Consider the following 23,079-nt stretch of genomic DNA (forward strand, 5'->3'; position numbering starts at 1 on the left):
TCCTGAAATATATAAGTGAATAAATAAGTCGCAATAATATCGTTTGGATGAGGTGCGGGTGCGCCTCATCCTTGGTATCAATTGACTGAAACGAACACCGGGTTGGAGTAAAACCACAGGCTGCTGTAATTGCGGTCATTAATTGCATTCACGCGACCATTATTATCAACACCGCCTTGATTATTGATTACTGTGGTTTTCTGGTCGGCCAACGGCTCGCCGTTGAAACTGAGCCCCGGTACGTCCACAGCCAGATTGGTGCCGCGCAATCTAAAGTACTGGTTCTTGCTGGCAACCAGTTGGACGGTGACAGATGCAAAGCCATCTTTGCCTACCTTCCAGTCGGCAGCAGTGAATCGCTTGAGAACGCGTGTGGATGCATTTGTGGCAACGTTGTAAGCCGGAGAATCGGGACTGGCTTTAGGGGTGACATCGCCTACAATCAAATCCACGTGGTTGACGACAGGTTTCATGTTAGCCAGGGTTTTGCCATCCACCGGCTTGAGGTAGTTGTTTAAATCCGGACTTTTGAAACGGATGGTTAACTTGATTTTTTCACCTGTGCCGACTTTGATTTCCTGACCCATAAAGGCCGTGCCTGTAGAGCCCACTACCCTGAAGTCTAAGGCATTGATCAAGTCACCATACACAACAAACATGCGGCCCTCACGCAGGTTTGAGATGAATCCAGTCGCTGTGCCCTTGGTGCTGTCTGGTGTCCACACATAGTTCTTGGAATATTCGCCAGGATAGTAACCGCTACTGTTGCTGGCTGTATCAATTTTAAAGTGTGAATCGGAGTTGGCGATGTTCCATACGTGACGACCTTCCCCTAACAGCGCATCCCACATCCCGCCTACCTTGGCGACGATGGCATCCACACCACCATAAGTGCGATTGGGCAGGTTAGCATTGGTATAAGCGGATGTATAACCGCCACGGTCTGGTTCCATCTGGTTACCGACCATGCCTTCAATCATAAACACGATATCAGGTGCCAGATCATTCATTTGGCGCAGATTCTGTATCGTATATTTGCTCGGGTTGCGCGAGGGATGGTTGATAGTGGCAAAGCTGGTGGTCGGATAATTTGTTTTCAACCATGAAAAAGCGGCCAAAGCATCGGCGCCGGTTGCGTTCGGCCTGGTGGTGCCGTTTCTATTTTTCCATGCAGCGACATCGACCGGGTCAAACGTTGACTCAGCAAGCGTCGTAAACAGATATTGAAACTCTTTCGCACCTCTGGTTGAAGCATCAAGCGTAGCTTCATTGTCAAACATCACCACGTTGACGTGATCGTGCGTAGGCATATCCCATTCGGCACCGGAGATGATCATCTTGTCTGCGTAAGTGCCGCCTGCCTGGAGATCTTTCACGTGCGGGATTTCTATGGATTCCATGGCGTAGGAAAAAGGCACCGGTTTAGGCAATAAATTGCCATTCTTATCAAACCTGGATGAGCGCAAGTGATTACTCAGTATCATCCAGTCCAGTTTGTAAGTGTCCAGTGACTTATCCAGCAAATAATCTAATGTTTGTGTGGTGCGTGAGTCATCAGATTGGACGGTATGGGTATGCAAGTCACCCGTCGTCCAGCTTCCTTTGTCATCAGGTGTTGAGAGCGCTGGCTTGATTTCCAACCCTGAGACTAAGGAAACTGCACCTATCGACAGTCCCAGTGCTGCGATGACCATAGAGGTCGATTTAACTATTTTTAATTTATTCACAAGAATCCCGCTAAATGAAAGTCCCCGTCAGGGAGGTGGTTGAAAATGAAAGCTTTTACTGTGCGGCGATGATGGGTGAAGCAGATTAATCTTTCATGACTGGCAAAATATATTTGCATGACATCAGCCTATGCCTACCGTGGCCTGACGGTAGGTGCTTAATGGTATGGTTTTGCACAGACAGCAGGTAAAATAGCGTTTTTATCAAATCTCATAAAAGCCAGATATGTTGAAATTAGGTGTGAATATCGACCACGTCGCCACCATACGCCAGGCGCGCGGAACCAAATACCCAAGTGTGGTGCAAGCCGCACTGCGCGCCGAGCAGTCCGGTGCGGATAGCATTACCCTGCATTTGCGTGAAGACCGCCGCCATATGCAGGATGCCGATATTTTTGCGCTGCGCCCTTTGCTACAAACCAAGATGAACCTCGAGTGTGCAGTCACCGACGAAATGCTGGATATTGCGATCCAGGTCAAGCCGCAGGATGTCTGCCTGGTGCCCGAGCGCCGCGAAGAGCGCACCACAGAAGGCGGCCTGGATGTGCTCACGCATTATGCAAAAGTGGAACATGCCGTTAAAAAACTGTCTGACCAGGGCATACGCGTTTCCCTCTTTATTGCGCCGGATCTGGCGCAGATCGATGCGGCCATCAAAATCGGTGCACCGGTGATAGAGATCCATACCGGTACCTTTGCCGATGCTGAAACCGACAAAACACAAATGGAAGAGTTACGCAGGGTCGAGACGGCGCTGTACCATGCCAAAGCTGGTGGCCTGGTCGTCAATGCCGGGCATGGCCTGCATTACCACAACGTGCATCACATCGCGCGCTTGCCTGGTTTTGAAGAGTTGAATATCGGCCATGCCATCGTGGCACATGCCCTGTTTGTCGGCTGGGATCATGCTGTGCGCGAGATGAAAGCCCTGATGAAAGAGTTCTCAACCAGGTAGGCTGAGTATTACTGCAATACTCAAAGCAAGACACAACAGTGATAGAAAACAAATCCGGCGATTTGACGAGCACCCTCAACGCCGCAGATAAATGCAAGGAATGAGTTTGCGAGGTGGCCATATGATTTTTGGAATTGGGACAGATATCGTTGAAGTCGAGCGCATACAAGCATCGCTGGATCAGTTTGGCGAACCCTTTGCCAAGCGGATACTGGCGGATTCCGAATGGGAAGATTACCAGGCCAGCCAGTTAAAAGCGCGTTTTCTTGCCAAACGGTTTGCCGCCAAAGAAGCCTTTGCCAAAGCCATAGGCACTGGCATACGCGGTGATGTCAGTTTCCACAATATCGCAGTCACCCACGATGCGCTGGGTCGGCCATTGTTGCAACTGGCGCCCACCTTGCAGGCTTTCCTCAAACAGCATCACATCCATCAATCCCATATAAGTATCAGCGATGAGAAAAACTTGGCATTGGCCTATGTGGTGCTGGAAACCGTGAGCACCAAGTGAATTTGCCCACGCCTGTTGGTCTGGATATCGAACGCCGTTTTTCCGGCGTGCGCCGCCTGTATGGTGAGCAAGGCTTGCAGCGGCTGCAAGCCGGGCATGTGCTGGTGATAGGCATAGGTGGGGTGGGCTCGTGGACGGTAGAAGCACTGGCGCGTAATGCGGTGGCAAAGTTAACGCTGGTGGATCTGGATAATATTGCCGAATCGAATATCAACCGGCAGATACATGCGCTGGATGCGAACCTGGGCAAAGCCAAAGTGACGGCCATGCGTGAGCGCATCGCGCAGATCAATCCGCGCTGTGAAGTGGTGGAGGTGGAGGATTTTATCTCTGCGGATAACATGACATCTTTGTTAGAAGCCCGCCCTGATGTTGTCATAGATTGCATGGATGACACCAAAGCCAAAGTTGCATTGGCCGCGTATTGCAAGTTGCAGCAATTGCCGCTGGTGATTGTCGGCAGTGCCGGGGGCAAGCTGGATGCCACACGCATACGCCTGGCAGATTTGGCACATGTGCAAGGTGACCGCATGCTGGCGAAAGTCCGCAACCAGTTGCGGCGCGATCATGGCTTTGCTAAAGCCAGTGATACCAAAAAGTCTGCCAAATTTGGCATCACGGCAGTCTATTCAGACGAGCCGGTAGAAAAGCCTGCCGAGGCATGTGAAGCCGAAACCGGGCTGACCGGATTGCATTGCGCGGGCTACGGTTCCAGTATCTGCGTCACCGCCAGCTTTGGCTTCGTGGCTGCACAACATGCGCTGCAACAATTAGTGTTTGCTGATTGATCCTTTCCTTTTAAGTCGCCTGCTTGGCGACAATTGTCATGCTACTGTTATAAGATTGTTGAACAATCTCTGAGATGTGACGTCTACTTTAATAGAAAAACAGGCATGGACATTGCATAGCTAACCCTAGTTAAACGCCTGATTGAGTTTAAATGCAGGTGTTTCCAGCCTGTCATCGCCACTTTGCGTCGCTGTGTTGTCGGTTACAGTTTCGCTGCAAGTATCGCTAAAACCATAAAAAAGGTATCTGCCATGCACTTGGATGTATTTCTGAAACAGGTTTCGCTGAATCATGCATTGAACGTATTGATATGGCACGCAGCCCAGGCTGGCATTGAGATCGCTGCCCTGGTGAAGCAGGGTGCCTTGCAAGGGGTGACCGAAAAAACCACCACCACCAATGTGCAGGGCGAGACGCAGATGCAGCTGGATATCCGCAGCCATGAAGTCGCGCTCGCACAACTACGCGCTTCAGCTGTTGTTGCCGCCGTCTTGTCTGAAGAAGCCGATGAGCCTATTGTGTTTGAAACGGTGGATGCACCATTTCTGGTCAGTATGGACCCGCTGGACGGTTCTTCCAATTTAGCCATCAATGGTGTGGTCGGCAGTATTTTTTCAGTCCTGCCTAATACCGGTGTGGCGATCCAGGGACAGCAAGCGTTTTTACAGCCTGGGCAGGCGCAGCGCGCCGCACTGTATGTGATGTATGGCCCGGCGACTTTACTGGTGCTGACCATAGGCCAAGGCACGCATGTGTTTACGCTCGATCAGGAGAGCGACACCTTTGTACTCACCCAGCAAACCGTTGAAATTCCGTCAGAGACGTCTGAATATGCGATTAACGCCAGTAACCAGCGTTACTGGCAGCCTGCTATGCAGCGTTATATAGACGAATGCAAGCAGGGGGCAGAAGGCGCACGCGGGCGTAATTTTAATATGCGCTGGTGCGCCAGTATGGTGATGGATGTACATCGTATTTTGACGCGTGGTGGTGTGTTCCTGTATCCGCGTGATCATAAACAGCCGGTCAAGGCCGGGCGTTTGAGATTGTTGTACGAGGCCAACCCCATGAGTCTGCTGGTCACGCAGGCGGGCGGTGAAAGTATAGATGGCCTGGAAGAGGTGCTAGCATTACAACCCACGTCCTGTCACCAACGCGTCCCGGTATTGCTGGGGTCCAGACAAGAAATCCAGCGCTTGCGTGAATACCATCAGCAAGCCACAGAATAAAGGAGTTTTGCATGGCATTGATTTCCCTCAGGCAGTTACTCGATCACGCAGCCGAGCATAGCTATGGCTATCCGGCATTCAATATCAATAATATGGAGCAGATCATCTCCATTATGAAAGCCGCTGACGAGGTCGATAGCGCGGTGATCTTGCAGGCATCGGCCGGTGCGCGTGGCTATGCCGGTGAGTCGTTTCTGCGCAAGATGGTAGAAGCGGCGATCGAACAGTTCCCGCATATCCCGGTGTGCATGCACCAGGATCATGGTACTTCGCCAAAGATCTGCCAGATGGCCATCCGCAGCGGTTTTTCCAGTGTCATGATGGATGGCTCGTTAAAGGAAGATCACAAAACCCCGGCCAGTTATGAATACAACATGGATGTTACACGCCGCGTGGTCGAGTTTGCCCATGCGGTGGGTGTCTCGGTAGAGGGTGAATTAGGTGTACTGGGGTCACTTGAAACCGGTATGGCGGGTGAGGAAGATGGTGTAGGCGCTGAAGGCAAGCTGGATGAGTCGCAGTTATTGACTGACCCGGACGAGGCAGCCGCGTTTGTCGAGGCGACTAAAGTGGATGCACTGGCAATCGCGATCGGCACCAGTCATGGCGCTTATAAGTTCACACGCCCGCCATCAGCCGATACTTTATCCATCAAGCGTATCCGTGAGATTCACGCCAAAATCCCCAATACCCATTTGGTCATGCATGGGTCTTCCAGTGTGCCGCAAGAATTTCTGGAGCGGATCCGGCATTATGGCGGTAATATCAAGGAAACCTATGGCGTGCCGGTTTCGCAGATTGTGGAAGGCATCAAGAGCGGGGTGCGCAAAGTGAATATTGATACCGATATCCGCCTTGCCATGACAGCCGCCATCCGTGAATACTTTGTTGAACATCCGGAAGAATTTGACCCGCGCGGCTACTTTAAAGAAGCCAGCAACGCGGCGCAACAGTTGTGTAAAGAGCGATTTGAAGCCTTTGGCAGTGCGGGCCAGGCGGGTAAGATCAAAGTGGTTTCCCTGGAAAAAATGGCCGCCATTTATGAAAAATGATTGAACGGTTACCAGGTAAAGCTGCCATAGAAGATAATGTTGCCCGTCCCTGGGCACGTCAGGCAACTCACCCACTTACCCGCTCATGTTTAAACAAAAAATATAATTTCATCGAGGGGGCATGATAGAAAGGTTTGACATCATGCGCAAAAAATTAGTCATCGGTAACTGGAAGCTGCATGGCAGCTTGCTGGAAAATCAGGGCCTGCTCAACCGGCTCAAACAAGAATTACATCATCTGGATGGCGTGGATGCAGCTGTCTGCCTGCCTTATGTGTATTTATATCAGGCGCAATCTGCCTTGCAGGGCTCAGCCATTGCCTGGGGCGCACAAAATGTCAGCCAGTTCACTGAGGGAGCTTACACCTCGTGCATCTCGGCAAAAATGGTAGCCGAGTTCGGTTGCACCTATACCATCGTCGGCCATTCTGAACGCCGCGCGCTCAAACTGGAAAGTAACCAGGTCGCCACCAAACGTCTGCTCAATGCCTTGCACGCTGGCCTCACGCCTATTTTTTGTGTGGGTGAAACACTGGATGAGCGCGACGGTGGCATGGCCGAACTGATTGTCAGAAACCAGATGCTGAATGTGGTGTATGGGCTGGATAATGAAGCGTTCGCCCTGGCGAAGAAACTCAATATGGTGATCGCCTATGAGCCAGTATGGGCGATTGGCACTGGCGAACACGCCACACCCGAACAAGCACAACGCATGCACGCGTTTATCCGCATGATGATCGCTGAGCGCGATAGGGAGTTTTCCGAACAGATACGCATTTTATATGGCGGCAGTATGGCGCCTAAAAATGCCGAGAGCCTGCTGATCATGCCGGATATCGATGGTGGCCTGCTTGGGCGCGCAGCGCTGGTGGCTGAAGATTTCATTGATACCTGCCGGATTGCCTCACATTGCTGGCAGCAACAGGTGAAATTAAAAGCACAGGCGCAGTCACCGGCAGTGGTGGTTTAGCCGGCTGTGCGTTTAGTGTCGGCACGCAATTTCACAAAACTGTCATAAATGGCTGAGCGCCAGGCGCTACAATAGTCGGCATGAAAAATAACCCCTCTGTGTTGCTAGACCGTGACCTAAGTATCCTCAGTTTCAATGCACGTGTACTTTCCCTGGCGCAACGTGAAGATTACCCGCTGCTCGAACGCCTGCGTTTTTTGTGTATCGTTTCCAATAATCTCGATGAGTTTTTTGAAGTGCGTATGCCTTTGCAGATGGAGGCGCACCAGCAGGGGGTCACGCATGGCCCGGTCACCGCCAGTGGTTGCGAACAAATTGCCAGCATGGCGCATGCGCTGGTGGCAAAACAGTATGAACTGTTTAACGATGCACTGATGCCAGCCCTGGCCGAGCAGGCGATACACCTGGTTTCAGGCACAGTGCGTACACCCGAACAAACCGCGTGGGTGAGCAGTTACTTCAAGCGTGAAGTGCTGCCATTCTTAATGCCGGTGTCTTTAGATCCCTCGCATCCTTTCCCGCAAGTCGCCAACAAATCATTAAATTTCATTGTCCGCATCGCCATCGATAAAGAAGAGAAGATTGCCATTGTGCGCGTGCCGCGCGTGGTGCCTCGCCTGCTGCAGTTGCCGCATAACATCAGCAAGGGTCAACAATGCTTTGTTTCGCTGACCAGTATTATCCGCGCTAATTTGCACGTGTTATTTGAAGGTGCGAAGATCCTGCATTTTTCGCAGTTCCGCGTCACGCGTAATAGTGACCTAGAAGTGGATGAAGACGATGTCAGTAACTTGCGCATGGCTTTGCGTGAAGAACTAGCACACCGCCAGTATGGTAAAGCAGTGCGGCTGGAAGTGACGCATGAGTGTGATGATGCGCTGGCTGATTTCCTGCTCAGGCAGTTTAATTTACCGGCGCTCGCACTTTATCGCGTCAATGGGCCGGTCAACCTGGGCCGCTTGATCCAGTTGCCGGATATGGCAAAAGGCGACCATCTCAAGTTCACGCCTTTCCAGCCGCAATGGCCAAAACACATCAATAAAAACATTCTGTTGCTGGCGCAAATGCGCGAGCGCGATTTACTGATACACCAGCCATATGAAAGCTTTGATGTGGTGATCCAGTTACTGGAAGAAGCCGTCAAAGATGATCATGTGCTGGCCATCCGCATGACGATTTACCGCACCGGCGCTGACCCGCGTATGCTGGCATTATTGCAGGAAGCCGTCCGCCGCGGCAAAGAGGTGCTGGTGGTGGTTGAGCTAAAAGCGCGTTTTGACGAAGAGGCCAATATCAACTGGGCAGAGGCGCTGGAATCAGTTGGCGCACAAGTGGTGTACGGTGTTGTCGGCCTGAAAACCCACGCTAAAATGTTATTGATCATGCGTCGCGAAGGTAAAACCATCCATCGCTACGGGCATTTATCAACCGGCAACTACAACCCGAAAACCACCCGCTTATACACCGACTGGAGCATGCTCACCGCCAACCCTGACCTGACCAAGGAAATGGAAGCGGTGTTCAGGCATTTGACCAGCGAGCTGCCTTTGACACGCATGCGGCACTTACTGGTCGCGCCATTCACGCTGCATTCCGGCATGATCAAGCAGCTGGGCAAAGCCCAACGCCTCGCCAGACAAGGCAAACCGGCACGTGTGATTGCCAAAATGAATGCCCTGACCGATGTGCCATTAACAGAAGCCCTGATCAAGGCCGCAGCAGCCGGGGTGGAGATCGACCTGATCATCCGCGGTGCCTGCATCCTGCCAGTCGATTTACCTGCCATCAAAGGCCGTATCCGCGTCAGGTCTATTGTTGGCCGCCTGCTGGAGCATTCGCGTGTGTTCTACTTTAATTTAGATGGGCACGTGCAGATGTGGCTGTCGAGTGCCGACTGGATGAGCCGCAATATGATCAGACGCGTCGAGCTGGCATGGCCGATCACTGACCCGAAAATGCAGCTGCGTATTATGCAGGAAGGCTTGCAAATGTACCTGGATGATAACCTGGATGCCTGGCAGTTGGCTGAGCAGGGCGTTTATAAAGCCGTGCGTGAATCAGCCGGGGATACACCATTACAATCTTGCCAGCAGATATTGTTAAAACAATATCATTCCTTATAGGCTAAGTGATGTCAGTACGTAACCTGATTTTATGGCGGCACGCTGAAGCAGAAGACCTGCAGCACGGGCATTCAGACCTGGAGCGGGCACTGACTAAAAAAGGCCACAAGCAGGCCAAGCAGATGGCGGCATGGCTCAAAAAATACCTGCCTAAACAAACCTACGCCATGGTGAGCCCGTCGCTCCGCACACAAGAAACCGCCGCTTATTGGGGTGAAGACTGGCAGGAGGAAAACCGGCTGGCGCCGGAACGTCCTCTGGAGCCGATTTTACAGTTACTGGCGCAAAGCCCGTTTGAACACATCATGCTGGTCGGGCATCAGCCCTGGATCGGCGAACTGGCTGCGGAATGCCTGGGCATGGAAGATGCGCAGCTGAGCATCAAAAAAGGCGCGATCTGGTGGTTGCGATTGCCCAAATCCGGTCTGCCTTACAAACTATATAGCGTGCAGGCGCCAGACCTAGTGGAATAATGCAAGCATATTCCCAAGCCTGATTTGCGCTGTATAGGCAACAGCCATATGACATTCAGCAGTCCGGCATTCAATCAGCGTTTATGCGCTGATTGAATGCCCTTAGCTTGGGAACTTACTTCTTTGGTCTACCTGTTTTGATGGTAGGCACGGCGGCTAGCGCGGCTTTCAATGCGGTGTCGTTCAGCGCTGAGAGCAGTTTTAAGCCGGCACGCAGTAATTCACTTTTCTTGACCGGTTTGCCCACGCCTTCCAGACGTTTCTTCAAGGCTGCAATTTGGGCGTACTCGTCTTTTGGCATGGTAAAGCTATCGCGTTCCATTTTGACTTTAGGCGCTTTTGGCTTGTCATTTGCAGCCACTGGTTTTGCTGCATGTGCTGCAGGTTTTGCTGCAACCGGGTTTGCTGCTTTGGATGCTGCCGTGGTGGTCGTTACTGCTGGCTTGTTTTTTGCCGCAGGTTTGGCTGCCTGTTTAGTGGCCATGTCGCTCTCCTGAGTTTTACGTGAAAACAGTTTATACCGTTTTTATTTTGCGTCAATTGTCATAAAAATTTCATATTGTTGTGGTGTCATAGAGGCTGTTTTTCATGACAGAATTCAACACCTTAAAACAGGGAGCATGAGATGCGCAGGATATTGGTGGCAAACACCAAAGGCGGTAGCGGTAAAACGACGCTCGCTACCAATCTTGCCGGTTATCTGGCGCAATTGGGGCACAAGGTTGTACTGGAAGATATTGATCGCCAGCAATCGACGGCTTCCTGGTTGGCACGCCGCCCGCAGCATGTGTCTACTGTATTTAATGCCGAAGACCTGGGCAAATCCGCGCTGCAAAAAGCCGATTGGGTCATTACCGACTCTCCAGGCGGTTTGCGCGACAAGAAAATCTCTGATGCAGTGACCGAGACGGATTTGATCCTGGTGCCTGTTGCGCCATCTGCCTTTGATATTGGTGCTACCCAGGATTTTCTGGGTTTGCTGTCTGAAGAAAAAGCAGTACGCAAGCACAAGACTTTTGTCGGGCTGGTGGGTATGCGCGTGATGCCCCGCACCAAATCTGCCGAACGGCTGCTCACATTTATGGATGAATCCGGCTTTGCTGTGTTATCCATGCTGCGGTCGTCCCAGATATACGTCACTGCGGCTGAAGAAGGATTGAGTATTTTTGAGTTGTCGGGCTCACTTAAAGAGATCGATATCGCACAGTGGAACCCGGTGACAGACTGGGTTTTACAAAATAGTGAATAAAGGCCTGGCAAGCAGGTAACAATGAAAGTCACCTGAATCATAGGTCGAGAATCAAGGATGCCTGGCAAGGCAGGCATTTAGCAGTAAATCAAAGGAGCAATATGAAAGACAAGTCGAATCCAGTGTATCTGGAAAAAGTGCAACAACTCAGCCCGGCCGAAGCTGAGCGCGTATTATCACGCATGGGCGGCAAGCTGCCTAAACGCTTCATCAAGGAAAAGCTGTCGCAGGAAGAAGCGCTCGCTTTGCAACTGGAAATTGAAGATGAGCAGTTGAACGAATGGCGCGAGAAAGTGGCCAAGCTGCGTGAAGAAGATGAAAAGCAAACCAAGAAGAAAAAAGATTAGTTTGCTGAAGATGTACAAGTGCGGCGCATCTGCCGCCTAAATAAAACGGGCCTTGATCGGCCCGTTTTTCATTCCAGTTTTTAATCCGCGCTTTTAATCGTAATGCGCTTCCAGTTGCCAGCCCAGTTTTTGCCACAGCTGGCACTCCTCTTCAAGCAGGTAATGCGTTTGCGGATGCTGGCTGACCCATTGCGCAGGCAGTGCCAGCGTAAATTGCTGCTTGTCATGCGATAAATGTAAATGCTTGAGCACGGGTAATCGGCGGGAATGGCAAAAGATCACCGCCAGCCGCAATGCCATCAACTGGCAAACCAGGTCCTGATTATCGAAATCGGCAGGCAATTTGCGCAGCTTGCCCTGATGCCCTAATACCAGCAGGCTGATGGTGTGTAACTCGCTTTGCGCAAAACCCATCAGCTCGGTGTTATCGAGAATGTACGCGCCATGTTTGTTACAGTCGGTATGTGAAATAGCCCAACCGATTTCGTGGCAAAGCGCCGCCCACTGCAACAACGGTTTTTGTGTATCACAGGCCTGCATCGCATCGTAAAAATGCAATGCTACTTTGCTGACATTCTGCGCATGTTCCAGTTCTACCCCAAACTGTTTGCACAGCCTGGCGATAGAGGCAGAACGCAAATCTTCAGTCGCATCCGCAGGGCTTAGAATGTCGTAAAGCACACCATGACGCAATGCGCCATTGGCCACCAGCATGGTGTCTATATTCAGCGTATCAAATACGGCGGTTAGGATAGCCAGGCCACCACCGATGACCGCGCGCCTATCATCTTTCAGGCCTTCCATATTCAAGCGGTCAGGCGTTTTGGCTTTGATCAATGTTTGCTTCAGCCATTCCAGCTGGCTACGTTCGATTTTATTGGCTGAAAACCCTGAGCCGGCCAGTACATCGGCCACCGCGCCTACCGTGCCAGAGGCACCATAGGCAACCTGCCAGTTGCCGCTGTAACGGCTGGCAATCATGTCGATAATAGATTCTGCGGCGATTTCGGCGCGTTCAAAGTTACGTTCGCTTAACTGGCCATCGGCAAAGTATTTTTGTGACCAGCCGACTGAGCCTAAGCGCAGTGACTCCGTGACATTGGCTTTAAAATGCTGGCCGAGGATAAACTCCGTTGAACGGCCGCCGATATCGATCACCAGGCGTTTTTCATCTGACTGCGGCAGCATGCGGCTGACGCCCTGGTAAATCAGGCGCGCTTCTTCCACGCCTGAAATGATCTCTATCGGGTACCCCAGCACTTTCTGCGCCTGCTTGATAAAGTCGGCGCTATTGGTCGCCTCCCGCAATGTTTGCGTGGCCACAGCACGCACATGCTCAGGCGGAAAGCCTTTCAGGCGCTCGCCAAAGCGGGCCAGGCATTTCAGCCCGCGTTCAAACGCTTCCGGCTTCAGGTTGCGATCTTCATCAAGGTCGCCGCCCTGGCGGACCGCCTCTTTCAGGTAATCGACGCGCAGGATCTGCCCGTCGACCACACGGCCGATTTCAAGTCGAAAACTGTTGGAGCCCAGGTCTACAGCAGCGAGTTGGGTGTCATGGGTAATAGTTAGCATGCGATACCACTGAAGAAATTACTTTAGATAACGGGAAATGGCCTTGGGGTATTCAGGAAAATAGCGTTCAATCACACTCAAATCAAAACTTCTCAAAATACTGGAGTTGGACTCGCGGTCAAGTAAAAAGCTGAACGAAGCCGCCACCAGTTCAGTGGTCGTATGCGGCGTATTCAATAACTGCTGAGCATACTCCGGTTTGACACTGACCTGGTGCGTGGTGACTTGCGACCCATGCACGGTGACAGAAAAAGAATTAGGACTGGTTTCAGTCACCTCAATAGTCGCCACGATCACCTCCGCCTTGTTTGCCTCTATAGGCAACCCCTGCAAACAGTATAAATCGTTATGTTGGCAGAGGCCAGTGAAACTAATATGACGGAAACCAATATAATATTGCCGCGCTGATCGGCTGCAAATTTCATTAAACTGTCATCGCCTTAAATTAAAATAAAAAATAAAAAATGACTAAACTGCTCCTCACATCCTTTAGCCTGGTATTCGCGCTGTGCCTGTCTTGCAGCGCCCATGCCGCACGTCCATTAGTCACGGATGACGCACGCCTGACCAATGCCCATAGCTGCCAACTGGAAAGCTGGGTGCGCGCCTATGAAGGTGGCCGCGAAATGTGGGCGCTACCCGCCTGCAACCTGGGTGAAAATTTTGAAGTCACCCTGGGCGGCGGTGTTTACCACAATCAGGACGAACACTATCGTACCGAAGACTGGATAGTGCAGTTCAAAACCCTGTTCAAACCACTGGAAACCAATGGCTGGGGCTGGGGATTTGCCGCCGGGCATGTCAAACACACCGATATTCAGCCTGGCCCTAACCAGTTGGGGAATACCTACTTTTATGTCCCAGTCTCTTTCTCCATGCGCGATGATGATGTCGTGGTGCATCTGAATATAGGCATGTTACGCGACAAAGAGGCCTCGGAACTGAAAGCCAGCATGGGCCTGGGCGCCGAGTTTAAACTGGGTGGGCCGTTTAAAGGCATTGCTGAAGTGTTTGGGGATAATACGCAAAATCCGTTTTATCAGCTGGGTGTGCGGTATTCATTGGTGCCGGAGGTGTTTCAGGTGGATGGCACGATAGGGCAGCAGGTGAATGGGAGTAGCGAGAGTCAGTGGTTTTCGATTGGGTTGAGATGGACACCGTAGGGGCTGGTTTTGTGAAAGCTGGTGGGGCGTAAAGGGTTGTCATTCTGAGAGAAGGTGTAGCAGGGGGCGAAGCATGCTTTCTGCCAGGCGGCTGGCCAATATGCGAAGTAGCTACTCTCTACAAAACGCCGTCATTCTGGCGCAGGCCAGAATCCAGGCAGGGTTCATGTTTAGCTTAGTTGCAATAGAAGGGTGAATGCTGCCCTTGCATAATGCCGTACTCGGTAATTCTTTGGATGGTTAAGCATTCGAATTTGCTGCTTAATTGAACCGTTGCTTTTCGCACCTCGGCGAGTTACTTTTCTTTGCTTGCACAAAGAATAAGTAACCAAAAGAAATGCACCCTAGCTTCCGCTTGTTTCCTGCGTTGCTCATCAAAATAAGCGGTCGCGAAACTCGCCCTAGCGGCTTGCACACTGCGCAAGCCGCTGCGGAACTCAGACAGTCGCTCCCTTATTTCTTATTTTGACTGCGCTACTCGGCGCGTCAGATAGGGGCCCGTTACAACCCACCACGATGAAATATTGGTTAACAGCACGGCATTCAGGGCGCTAAGGAGCTCCTTTAATTTCTAAAGCAAAAAAGCCAACAAAACAATTGAATTGCTTTGTTGGGCTTTCTTCTTTTTTTATTGCTGATTTTTATTTCACTGGATGAGCGGGATGCAATGTGAGAACTCTCACTTAAGTAACCGCGTAGTGCTTTTCCAGGGCCCCTATCTGACGCGCCGAGTAGCGCAGTCAGCGTGGGAGTTTTCGGCCAGCGGCTGTTCGAGTTCCGCAACAAGCCACGGTGTGTGTGGCTTGTCAGGGCGAGTTTCGCTGGGCGCCCACGTTGATGAGCAACGCAGGAAACAAGCGGAAGCTAGGGTGCATTTCTTTTGGTTACGTTTTCTTTGTGCAAGCAAAGAAAAGTAACTCGCCTAGAGGCGAAAAGCGATGCCTCATATGATCTTATACGTTGCTTTGTGAGCTACTCAATTCCATCCTTAGAGATAACCCTACTTCAACAAAATAATCCGGTTAATCTGCCCCAATCGAAACGCCGTGGTACTCATCTTCCCACCCTTCAACGCCAAAGGCCTGATCGGGCATGGCGGAATTCGCCTGCCATCTTCCATCAACGTATCATCCTCCGCTGTCGATTGCCAAACCCCGCCATTCACTGGCCTGAACTGCCAGCGGATGTACCCGACTCTGGCACCTAATTGCAGCATTTCGTCCCTATCCGGTGCTTCACTCACAAGCAGCTCGTTCTCCAGTTCTTCATCATATTTGCCAAACGCCTGTTTGCACGCCAGAGCCTCCTGATCTGTTGCCCCGATATAAGTGCAGGCCCGGTGCTCTTCGCGCTGCACATCCCAGGCGCCTAACTGCCACGCGGCATCCAGCACGGCTTCTTCCACCATTTCAGGTTGACGCCAGCGGTCGTTGATCTGCAGAGCTGAGCCCGGCACAGGTTGCAGCACGGGTTTTAGCATGGGTAACGCCACCATCGGCTGCTTGCGAAAGCCATGCCAGTGCAGCATCAATAGCAAGGGAGTGTCCGCTCGCGGCACTGCTGTAAGTGTGACTGCGGTTAATGGCAATTGCATGACTTGCATTTGCTCAATTAAAGTGTGAAAAATATTCATCATCCACTCCTCATTACTTAACAAAGCCGGTTCAGTTAAATAGCTAGCAAGAAGCGTGCTGAAAGACACTTTTTGAATCAGCAAGCAGCGCGATGAACCAGTGATTCGATGGGTGAATGCCTTGTGGGGACTTATGGTGTAATCATGAGTTAGCTGCATGATTTCCTGCCTCGGTCATTTCCCCCTCTTGAAAAACGGTTTTGTTTTCCCCATCTACACAAAAGTTTTGTGTTTAACACCTGTTATTTGGAGAAACGTTATGACGACAGCGACAGCAGAATCGCCATCTAAACAAACCATGGGCTTTCAGGCCGAGGTCAAACAATTACTACAGCTGATGATCCATTCGCTGTATAGCAATAAAGAAATCGTATTGCGTGAATTGATTTCTAACGCGTCTGATGCGGCGGATAAATTGCGCTTTGAGGCGATCTCTAATGGCAGCCTGTATGAAAATGACAGCGAACTCAGCATTAAGATCGCGTTTGATAAAGACGCGCGTACGGTGACCATTTCTGACAATGGCATAGGGATGCGCCGCGAAGAGGTGATCAATAACATCGGTACCATTGCCAAATCCGGCACTAAAGAATTCTTCCAGAACCTGACCGGTGACCAGGCTAAAGATGCCAACCTGATCGGTCAGTTCGGGGTCGGTTTCTATTCCAGTTTTATCATCGCTGACAAAGTCACGCTGATCACGCGCCGTGCGGGTGAGACAGAAGCGATCAAATGGGAGTCCGGTGGTGAAGGCGATTTCACGATTGAGACGACTGAAAAAGCCGGTCGTGGTACTGAAGTGATTCTGCATCTGCGCGAAGGCGAAGAGGAGTTTCTGAATGATTGGAAACTCAAAACCATCGTCCGCAAATATTCTGACCATATCACTTTGCCTATTGTGATGAAGAAATCCGAATGGAAAGATGGCGAGAATGGTGAAGGCGGCCAGATGGTGGCGACCGATGAGGACGAAACCATCAATACCGCTTCTGCCTTGTGGGCGCGCAGCAAGAGCGATATCACTGAAGAAGAGTACAACGCGTTTTATAAACACGTGTCGCACGATTATGAAAACCCGCTGGCGTATACGCATAGCCGTGTAGAGGGCAAGCAGGAATATATTTCCCTGCTTTATGTGCCAAATAAAGCGCCGTTTGATCTGTATGACAGGGAGCGCCGCCAGGGCATCAAGCTGTACGTAAAACGCGTATTTATTATGGAAGAGGCCGAAAAGCTGATGCCGCAATACCTGCGTTTTGTGCGCGGGGTGATTGATTCTGCTGACTTGCCATTGAATGTGTCGCGTGAGATTTTGCAAGACAGCCGCGATGTAGAAGCGATTAAAAACGGTTCGGTGAAAAAAGTGCTGAGCCTGCTGGAAGATATCGCAGAAAACAGACCGGAAGAATATAACAAGTTCTGGAACGAGTTTGGCCGTGTGCTGAAAGAAGGCCCGGGCGAAGATTTTGCTAATAAAGACAAAATCGCCGGCTTGCTGCGTTTTGCTTCTACCCATGCCGATAATGAGTCGCAAAATGTGTCATTTAAAGACTACATCGCTCGCTTTAAACCAGAGCAGGAAGTGATTTACTACATCACGGCAGATACGTTTGCCGCTGCGAAGAACTCGCCGCACCTGGAAATCTTCCGCAAAAAAGGCATTGAAGTGTTGCTGTTATCTGACAAAGTTGATGAATGGTTGCTGGGTAGCCTGACCGAATTTGAAGGCAAAAAACTGCAATCCATCGCCAAAGGTGACCTGGATTTAGGCAAACTGGAAGACGAAGCGGATAAAGAAGCGCAAAAACAGGTGGAAGAAAACGCCAAAGGCCTGGTGGAGCGCATCAAAGCGGCGCTGGGCGATACGGTGAAAGAAGTGAAAGTAACGCATAGATTAACCGATTCACCGGCTTGTCTGGTGGCCGGCGAGCATGATCTTTCCGGTAACTTGGCGCGTATCCTCAAGGCGGCTGGTCAGCAGGCGCCTGAGAGTAAACCGATCTTGGAAGTGAACCCTGCGCATAGGCTGGTAGAAAAACTGCAGGCTGAAAGCGATGATGCGAAATTTGCCGATTATGCGCATGTGCTGTTTGATCAGGCCTTGCTGGCAGAAGGCGGCCAGTTGGAAGACCCGGCCAGCTTTGTGAAGCGTATCAATAGCTTGATTCTTTAAGTATGCATTAATAATCAGCAATGCGTTTTAAATATAAAACCCGCGAAAGCGGGTTTTATATTTTTTATGGTTATATCAATATAATCCAAAATTCTTTTCAGTTATTAATCAGGCTTGGTAGATTAAACCCCTCAATCATTGTGAAAGGGCTGGATATGCGCACTACCGTAAAATTGTTGCCGTGGCTGTTATCAATGCTGGCAGGCCAGGCCTTTGCCACCGATGGTTACTTTGCCCACGGCTACGGCGTGAAGGGTTTGGGTCTGGGTGGCGTTGGCATTGCACTGCCACAAGATGCACTGGCGGCAGCTACCAACCCGGCTGGGTTGGGCATAGTAGGCGACCGCATTGATTTTGGCGTGACCTGGTTCAAGCCAGACCGGGATGTGCGTCTCAGTAATACCGCCGGTGGCAGCGGGGCGCTGGATGGCCGCTACGATGGCAATGATACCGAGCACTTTTTTATCCCGGAGTTTGGCTATAACCGGGTGATCAATGACCGTACTACTCTGGGCGTCAGCGTTTATGGCAATGGTGGCATGAACACCGATTACAAAGACGGCATCCCTTATTTTAATAATGCCGGCAGCCGGGTCGGTATCGATTACCTGCAAGTCGTGGTGGCGCCCACCGCGACCTGGCGCGTGACTGAGCAGCATATATTAGGTGTCTCACTCAATCTGGCATACCAGCGTTTTGAGGCCAAGGGCTTGCAGAACTTTGATAATGCTGGCTTCACAACCTCGCCGGGGAATGTGACCAATAACGGGCACGACAACTCCTATGGGGCAGGTTTGCGTTTCGGCTGGATTGGCCAGGTGAGTGATGCAGTGACCTTGGGGGCGACTTACCAGACCAAAACCTACGCCAGCAAGTTTGATAAATATAAAGGCCTGTTTGCAGAAGGGGGCGATATTGATATCCCTGCCAATTATGGGGTCGGCATCGCCATTAAAACCTCGCCTGCATTGACGCTGGCTGCCGATGCACAACGCATCTTGTATTCTGATGTGAACGCGATTGGTAATTTGTCGCTGAGTAACCTGTCGGCCAGGCTGGGTGCATCCAGTGGCCCCGGGTTTGGCTGGCGCGATGTCACGGTGCTCAAGGTCGGTGCACAGTATGCTTATAGCGATAGCCTGACTTTGCGTGCTGGCTATAATCATAGTTCGCAACCTGTGCGCAGTAGCGAGACCTTGTTCAATATCCTGGCACCTGCCGTGGTGCAAGACCACCTTACTTTAGGGGCGACTTATACATTGCCGAACAAGTCTGAGCTTTCTTTCTTTTTTGCGCATGCCTTTGAAAACAAAGTACGCGGCAGTAACTCGATTCCGGCCGCGCCATTCGGTGGTGGCGAGGCGGATGTACGCATGAACCAGAATTCGCTTGGCGTTGCTTATGGCTGGGCGATATAGCTTATTACCATCCAACCGGCCGCTGCAAGGTTTGCGCGCACGGCCGCTATTTTAGTCATCATCTTTACATTTATCCTGTTTATAATAAAAGCCATGGCACCTTCGCCGTGGCTTTTTGTCATACAGGCTGATTGCCGCGACAGGCTTGTTTTTTGCTTTTAAGTTAGACAATCACATCCGTTATTGATTATTTCAGGGGAAGATGCATGGCCACTAATGCCAAATCCACACGTTCCAAGACTAACAAAATAGAAACCATCCATAACGCCGAAGACTTTTTGCTGACGCAGTTGCCGATTTCGCAAGCTTTACGCAACCATCTGACATTTTCCCTGGGTAAATCCAACTCCTGGGCCACGACGCGGGACTGGTACCAAACCGCTGCCTTTACCGTACGTGACCACTTAATGAGCCGCTGGGTGATTACCCGGGATGCTTATCGCGATGCGGATACCAAGCGCGTCTATTATTTATCACTCGAATTTTTGATCGGCCGCATGCTGTCAAACGCGGCACTGAATTTGGGCGTTGCACCGGAACTAAGCGACGGCCTGCAGGAAATCGGCCAGCAACTGGAAGGTGTGGCCGAGATGGAGCCGGACGCTGCGCTGGGCAATGGCGGCCTGGGCAGGTTGGCTGCGTGTTTCGTGGACTCTATGGCAACCATGGATATTCCCGCCACTGGTTATGGTATTCGCTATGATTATGGCATGTTCAGGCAAAGTATCGAGGGGGGGCAGCAGGTTGAAAACCCGGATAACTGGTTGCGCTACCAGAATATCTGGGAAGTGCAGCGTCCGGAGCATACGTGCGAAGTCAAATTTTATGGACGTGTCGTGCAAGTGCATACCGAGCGCGGTACAGAACGTCACTGGATAGATACCGAGAGTGTCGTCGCCATGCCGTATGACGTGCCTGTGCCTGGTTATGGCACACAAACGGTCAATAACCTGCGCTTGTGGTCTGCCAAAGCGGCCAAAGAGTTCGATCTGACCTCATTTAATCAGGGCAATTACGATAAATCTGTCGAAGGCCGCCATGGCGCAGAGACGATTTCGCAGGTGCTTTATCCAAACGATACTTCAGAGTCTGGCAAAGAGTTACGTTTAAAACAGCAGTACTTTTTTGTATGTGCCTCTACGCAGGATATCCTGCATCGGTTCATCACAAGTAATCAGGACTGGGATACCTTGCCGCAAAAGGTCGCCATCCAGTTAAACGATACCCACCCTGCGATTGCGGTGGCGGAAATGATGTATCAGTTGGTCGATCATTATCATCTGGCTTGGGACAGGGCCTGGAAACTGGTCACACAGATATTCGCCTACACCAACCATACGCTGATGCCGGAAGCGCTGGAAACCTGGTCGGTGGATCTGTTTTCATCGCTGTTGCCACGCCATCTGGAGATCATTTTCGAAATCAACCATAGGTTCTTGCAGATGGTGAACCAGCATTTCCCCGGCGACAGCGCCTTGCTCAGTCGCGTCTCCATCATTGATGAGACGCATGGGCGCCGGGTGCGCATGGCCCACCTGGCAGTGGTCGGTAGTCATACCGTGAATGGTGTGGCTGCTTTGCACAGTGAATTGTTGCGCACAACGTTGTTTGCCGATTTTAATAAGATCTATCCAGGCAAGTTTACCAATGTCACCAATGGCATCACGCCGCGCCGCTGGCTCAACCAGGCTAACCCCTTGCTCACCGAGCTGTTAACCAAGCACATAGGCACCGGCTTCCAGAAAGACCTGGGCCTGATTAAAAATATTGAGCCGCTGGCAGACAATGCCGCGTTCAGGAAAGCTTTCCGAGCGGTGAAGGCCGCCAACAAGCAGCGCCTGGCCTATAAGATACTGCAGAAAACTGGCGTGGCCATCAATCCGCAAGCGATCTTTGATGTGCAGATCAAACGGATCCACGAATACAAGCGCCAGTTATTGAATGTGTTGCATGTGATCACTTTATATAACCGCATTCGCAGTGGCCAGGCCAAAAACCATGCACCGCGGGTGGTGATCTTTGCTGGTAAGGCCGCACCAGGCTATTGGCTGGCCAAACAGATCATTCGTTTGATCAACGATGTCGCAACGCTGATTAACAACGACCCGGTCGTGGGTGACCAGCTGAAAGTCGTGTTCTACCCTAACTATGAGGTGAGCGCTGCCGAAATATTGTTCCCCGGGGCTGATTTGTCTGAGCAGATATCTACCGCCGGCACTGAGGCGAGTGGTACCGGCAATATGAAGATGGCGCTGAATGGTGCGCTGACCATAGGCACGCTGGATGGGGCCAATGTCGAAATCAAGGAAGAAGTCGGCGATGAGAATATCTTTATTTTTGGCCTGACCACGCCTGAAGTCGCGCAAATCAAGGCGAGCGGCTATAACCCGTGGGATTATTACAACGGAAACGCCGAGCTGAAGCAGGTGATAGACATGATAGGCAATGGCTTCTTCTCAGTTGGTGAGCCGAATCGTTATCAGGCGATTGTCGATACCTTATTGCACAAAGGCGATCATTATCTGCTGCTCGCAGACTACGCCGCCTATGTCGAGGCACAGGAAAAAGTGGCTGCCTTGTATCAGGATGAGGAAGCATGGTCGCGCGTGGCTATCTTGAATGTAGCGCGCATGGCGAAATTTTCCAGTGACCGTACCATAGGCGAGTATGCAAACCGTATCTGGAAGGTCGAACAATTTAAAGCGTAATTGATGCATTAAGCAGTGAAGCAACAAATGATAAAGCAGGCCCGCAAGGGCTTGCTTTTGTGCTTTCTTGCCAAGGCATTTATCGGTACACTGATCTCAGTTTCGCGAGGAGATAAATAATGAAAAAAACTGCGTGGGTGATACTGATAGGCTTGCTGTTTTCGGATGCGCAAGCGCTGGATCTCAAAAGCCTGGGAGATGTCGTCAATAAAGTCAGTGGTAATTCGGCAAGTGACAATAGCGGCGCTGTCAGCAGCCTGACAGATAAGGAAACCAATGATGGCCTGAAACTGGCGCTCAATCAAGGCGTGACCAAAGCCGTTGATGTGCTGGGCGCCACCGATGGCTTCCTGGGTAATAAAGATGTGAAAATCCCTTTGCCGGACTCCCTGAAGAAAGTTGAGAAAGGCATGCGCCTGGTCGGCATGGGCGATCAGGCCGATGAGCTCATCTTAAAAATGAACCGTGCCGCAGAACAAGCGGTGCCGGAAGCCAAAACCCTGCTGGTGAACTCCATCAAGCAAATGAGCCTGGCTGATGTCAAAGGCATACTCACTGGCCCGCAAGATGCGGCGACACAATATTTCAAGAAAACCACCTCGACCGAGATGGCGGCCAAGTTCCTGCCGGTAGTGCAAAAGGCGACTGCTAATGTCAAACTGGCTGATACTTATAATCAGTATGCAGAAATGGGCAGCAAGTTTGGCGTGGTGAAAAAAGAAAATGCCAATATCAATCAATATGTCACACAAAAAGCACTGGATGGCGTTTACCTGATGGTGGCAAAAGAAGAAGCAGCTATTCGGCAAGACCCGATGGGTCAGGCCAGCAATTTGCTGAAAAAAGTATTTGGTGCCGCCCAGTAAGCAAACAATAATATAAAGCCTGAAAACTAAAAGGCGCCGCTGACAAGCGGCGCCTTTTAGTTTATTCCCTGCTATTGATCGCCTTAGTCCAGTAAGTATTTTCGAATTGGTGTTGACACAC

General features: G+C 51.1%; 20 protein-coding genes. 15 read left to right on the forward strand and 5 right to left on the reverse strand.

Features of this window, described 5'->3' with window-relative positions; translation table 11 throughout:
• Positions 1–77: 77 nt before the first annotated feature.
• Positions 78–1,727 carry a hypothetical protein gene (locus tag ACTS9Y_RS09670; RefSeq protein ID WP_442585724.1) on the reverse strand — a complete coding sequence of 550 codons (1,650 nt, stop codon included), beginning with the start codon at positions 1,725–1,727 and terminating at the stop codon, positions 78–80.
• 226 nt (positions 1,728–1,953) lie between these two features.
• On the opposite strand from ACTS9Y_RS09670, the gene pdxJ reads away from it, so the two are divergent.
• The 8 genes from pdxJ to ACTS9Y_RS09710 all read left to right on the forward strand — a co-directional run bounded on the left by pdxJ (position 1,954) and on the right by ACTS9Y_RS09710 (position 9,829).
• The gene (gene pdxJ / locus ACTS9Y_RS09675; RefSeq protein ID WP_442585725.1) at positions 1,954–2,682 is read left to right on the forward strand and encodes a pyridoxine 5'-phosphate synthase; all 729 of its coding nucleotides are present in this window, start codon (positions 1,954–1,956) and stop codon (positions 2,680–2,682) included.
• A gap of 121 nt (positions 2,683–2,803) precedes the next feature.
• Positions 2,804–3,193, forward strand: coding sequence for a holo-ACP synthase (acpS, locus tag ACTS9Y_RS09680; protein WP_442585726.1), 390 nt, complete (start codon positions 2,804–2,806; stop codon positions 3,191–3,193).
• Between the two features lie 2 nt (positions 3,194–3,195).
• Positions 3,196–3,981 (forward strand): tRNA threonylcarbamoyladenosine dehydratase, encoded by a 786-nt coding sequence (locus tag ACTS9Y_RS09685; protein ID WP_442586938.1) that lies wholly within the window; start codon positions 3,196–3,198, stop codon positions 3,979–3,981.
• Between the two features lie 252 nt (positions 3,982–4,233).
• Positions 4,234–5,211 (forward strand): class 1 fructose-bisphosphatase, encoded by a 978-nt coding sequence (locus tag ACTS9Y_RS09690; RefSeq protein ID WP_442585727.1) that lies wholly within the window; start codon positions 4,234–4,236, stop codon positions 5,209–5,211.
• A gap of 11 nt (positions 5,212–5,222) precedes the next feature.
• Entirely contained in the window at positions 5,223–6,263 is a 1,041-nt protein-coding gene (gene fba, locus ACTS9Y_RS09695) for a class II fructose-bisphosphate aldolase (RefSeq protein ID WP_442585728.1), read from the forward strand.
• Between the two features lie 142 nt (positions 6,264–6,405).
• On the forward strand, positions 6,406–7,233 hold the full coding sequence (tpiA, locus tag ACTS9Y_RS09700) for a triose-phosphate isomerase (RefSeq protein WP_442585729.1): 828 nt from the start codon (positions 6,406–6,408) through the stop codon (positions 7,231–7,233).
• An 80-nt stretch (positions 7,234–7,313) separates the two neighbouring features.
• A complete protein-coding gene (gene ppk1, locus ACTS9Y_RS09705) occupies positions 7,314–9,356 on the forward strand; it encodes a polyphosphate kinase 1 (RefSeq protein ID WP_442585730.1) in 2,043 nt (680 codons plus the stop codon).
• A gap of 8 nt (positions 9,357–9,364) precedes the next feature.
• The gene (locus tag ACTS9Y_RS09710; protein ID WP_442585731.1) at positions 9,365–9,829 is read left to right on the forward strand and encodes a SixA phosphatase family protein; all 465 of its coding nucleotides are present in this window, start codon (positions 9,365–9,367) and stop codon (positions 9,827–9,829) included.
• Between the two features lie 115 nt (positions 9,830–9,944).
• Here the strand turns inward: ACTS9Y_RS09710 and ACTS9Y_RS09715 are convergent, their stop codons facing one another.
• Complete coding sequence (locus tag ACTS9Y_RS09715; protein ID WP_442585732.1) at positions 9,945–10,313, reverse strand: hypothetical protein; 369 nt, start codon at positions 10,311–10,313, stop codon at positions 9,945–9,947.
• Between the two features lie 141 nt (positions 10,314–10,454).
• On the opposite strand from ACTS9Y_RS09715, the gene ACTS9Y_RS09720 reads away from it, so the two are divergent.
• Both ACTS9Y_RS09720 and ACTS9Y_RS09725 read left to right on the forward strand, forming a co-directional pair.
• Positions 10,455–11,078 (forward strand): nucleotide-binding protein, encoded by a 624-nt coding sequence (locus ACTS9Y_RS09720; RefSeq protein ID WP_442585733.1) that lies wholly within the window; start codon positions 10,455–10,457, stop codon positions 11,076–11,078.
• Positions 11,079–11,179: 101 nt separating this feature from the next.
• Entirely contained in the window at positions 11,180–11,425 is a 246-nt protein-coding gene (locus ACTS9Y_RS09725; protein WP_442585734.1) for a hypothetical protein, read from the forward strand.
• A 93-nt stretch (positions 11,426–11,518) separates the two neighbouring features.
• On the opposite strand, the gene ppx is transcribed toward ACTS9Y_RS09725, so the two are convergent.
• Together ppx and ACTS9Y_RS09735 are read right to left on the reverse strand one after the other, a co-directional pair.
• A complete protein-coding gene (gene ppx / locus ACTS9Y_RS09730; protein ID WP_442585735.1) occupies positions 11,519–12,997 on the reverse strand; it encodes an exopolyphosphatase in 1,479 nt (492 codons plus the stop codon).
• Positions 12,998–13,015: 18 nt separating this feature from the next.
• Entirely contained in the window at positions 13,016–13,288 is a 273-nt protein-coding gene (locus tag ACTS9Y_RS09735) for a hypothetical protein (RefSeq protein ID WP_442585736.1), read from the reverse strand.
• A gap of 173 nt (positions 13,289–13,461) precedes the next feature.
• Here ACTS9Y_RS09735 and ACTS9Y_RS09740 point away from each other — a divergent pair, with 173 nt between their 5' ends.
• Positions 13,462–14,160, forward strand: a complete 699-nt coding sequence (locus ACTS9Y_RS09740) for a hypothetical protein (RefSeq protein ID WP_442585737.1) — start codon at positions 13,462–13,464, stop codon at positions 14,158–14,160.
• Positions 14,161–15,160: 1,000 nt separating this feature from the next.
• Here the strand turns inward: ACTS9Y_RS09740 and ACTS9Y_RS09745 are convergent.
• Positions 15,161–15,796: a diguanylate cyclase gene (locus ACTS9Y_RS09745; RefSeq protein WP_442585738.1), complete on the reverse strand. Its 636-nt coding sequence runs from the start codon at positions 15,794–15,796 to the stop codon at positions 15,161–15,163.
• 256 nt (positions 15,797–16,052) lie between these two features.
• Between ACTS9Y_RS09745 and htpG the strand changes: the two genes are divergently transcribed.
• From htpG to ACTS9Y_RS09765, 4 genes are all read left to right on the forward strand, one after another.
• Positions 16,053–17,966 (forward strand): molecular chaperone HtpG, encoded by a 1,914-nt coding sequence (htpG, locus tag ACTS9Y_RS09750; RefSeq protein WP_442585739.1) that lies wholly within the window; start codon positions 16,053–16,055, stop codon positions 17,964–17,966.
• 155 nt (positions 17,967–18,121) lie between these two features.
• Entirely contained in the window at positions 18,122–19,384 is a 1,263-nt protein-coding gene (locus ACTS9Y_RS09755; protein ID WP_442585740.1) for an OmpP1/FadL family transporter, read from the forward strand.
• Positions 19,385–19,590: 206 nt separating this feature from the next.
• Positions 19,591–22,092, forward strand: a complete 2,502-nt coding sequence (locus ACTS9Y_RS09760; protein WP_442585741.1) for a glycogen/starch/alpha-glucan phosphorylase — start codon at positions 19,591–19,593, stop codon at positions 22,090–22,092.
• 119 nt (positions 22,093–22,211) lie between these two features.
• A complete protein-coding gene (locus ACTS9Y_RS09765; protein ID WP_442585742.1) occupies positions 22,212–22,958 on the forward strand; it encodes a DUF4197 domain-containing protein in 747 nt (248 codons plus the stop codon).
• Positions 22,959–23,079 lie beyond the last annotated feature (121 nt).

This window comes from Methylophilus sp., from assembly GCF_052173275.1.
Lineage (GTDB): Bacteria > Pseudomonadota > Gammaproteobacteria > Burkholderiales > Methylophilaceae > Methylophilus.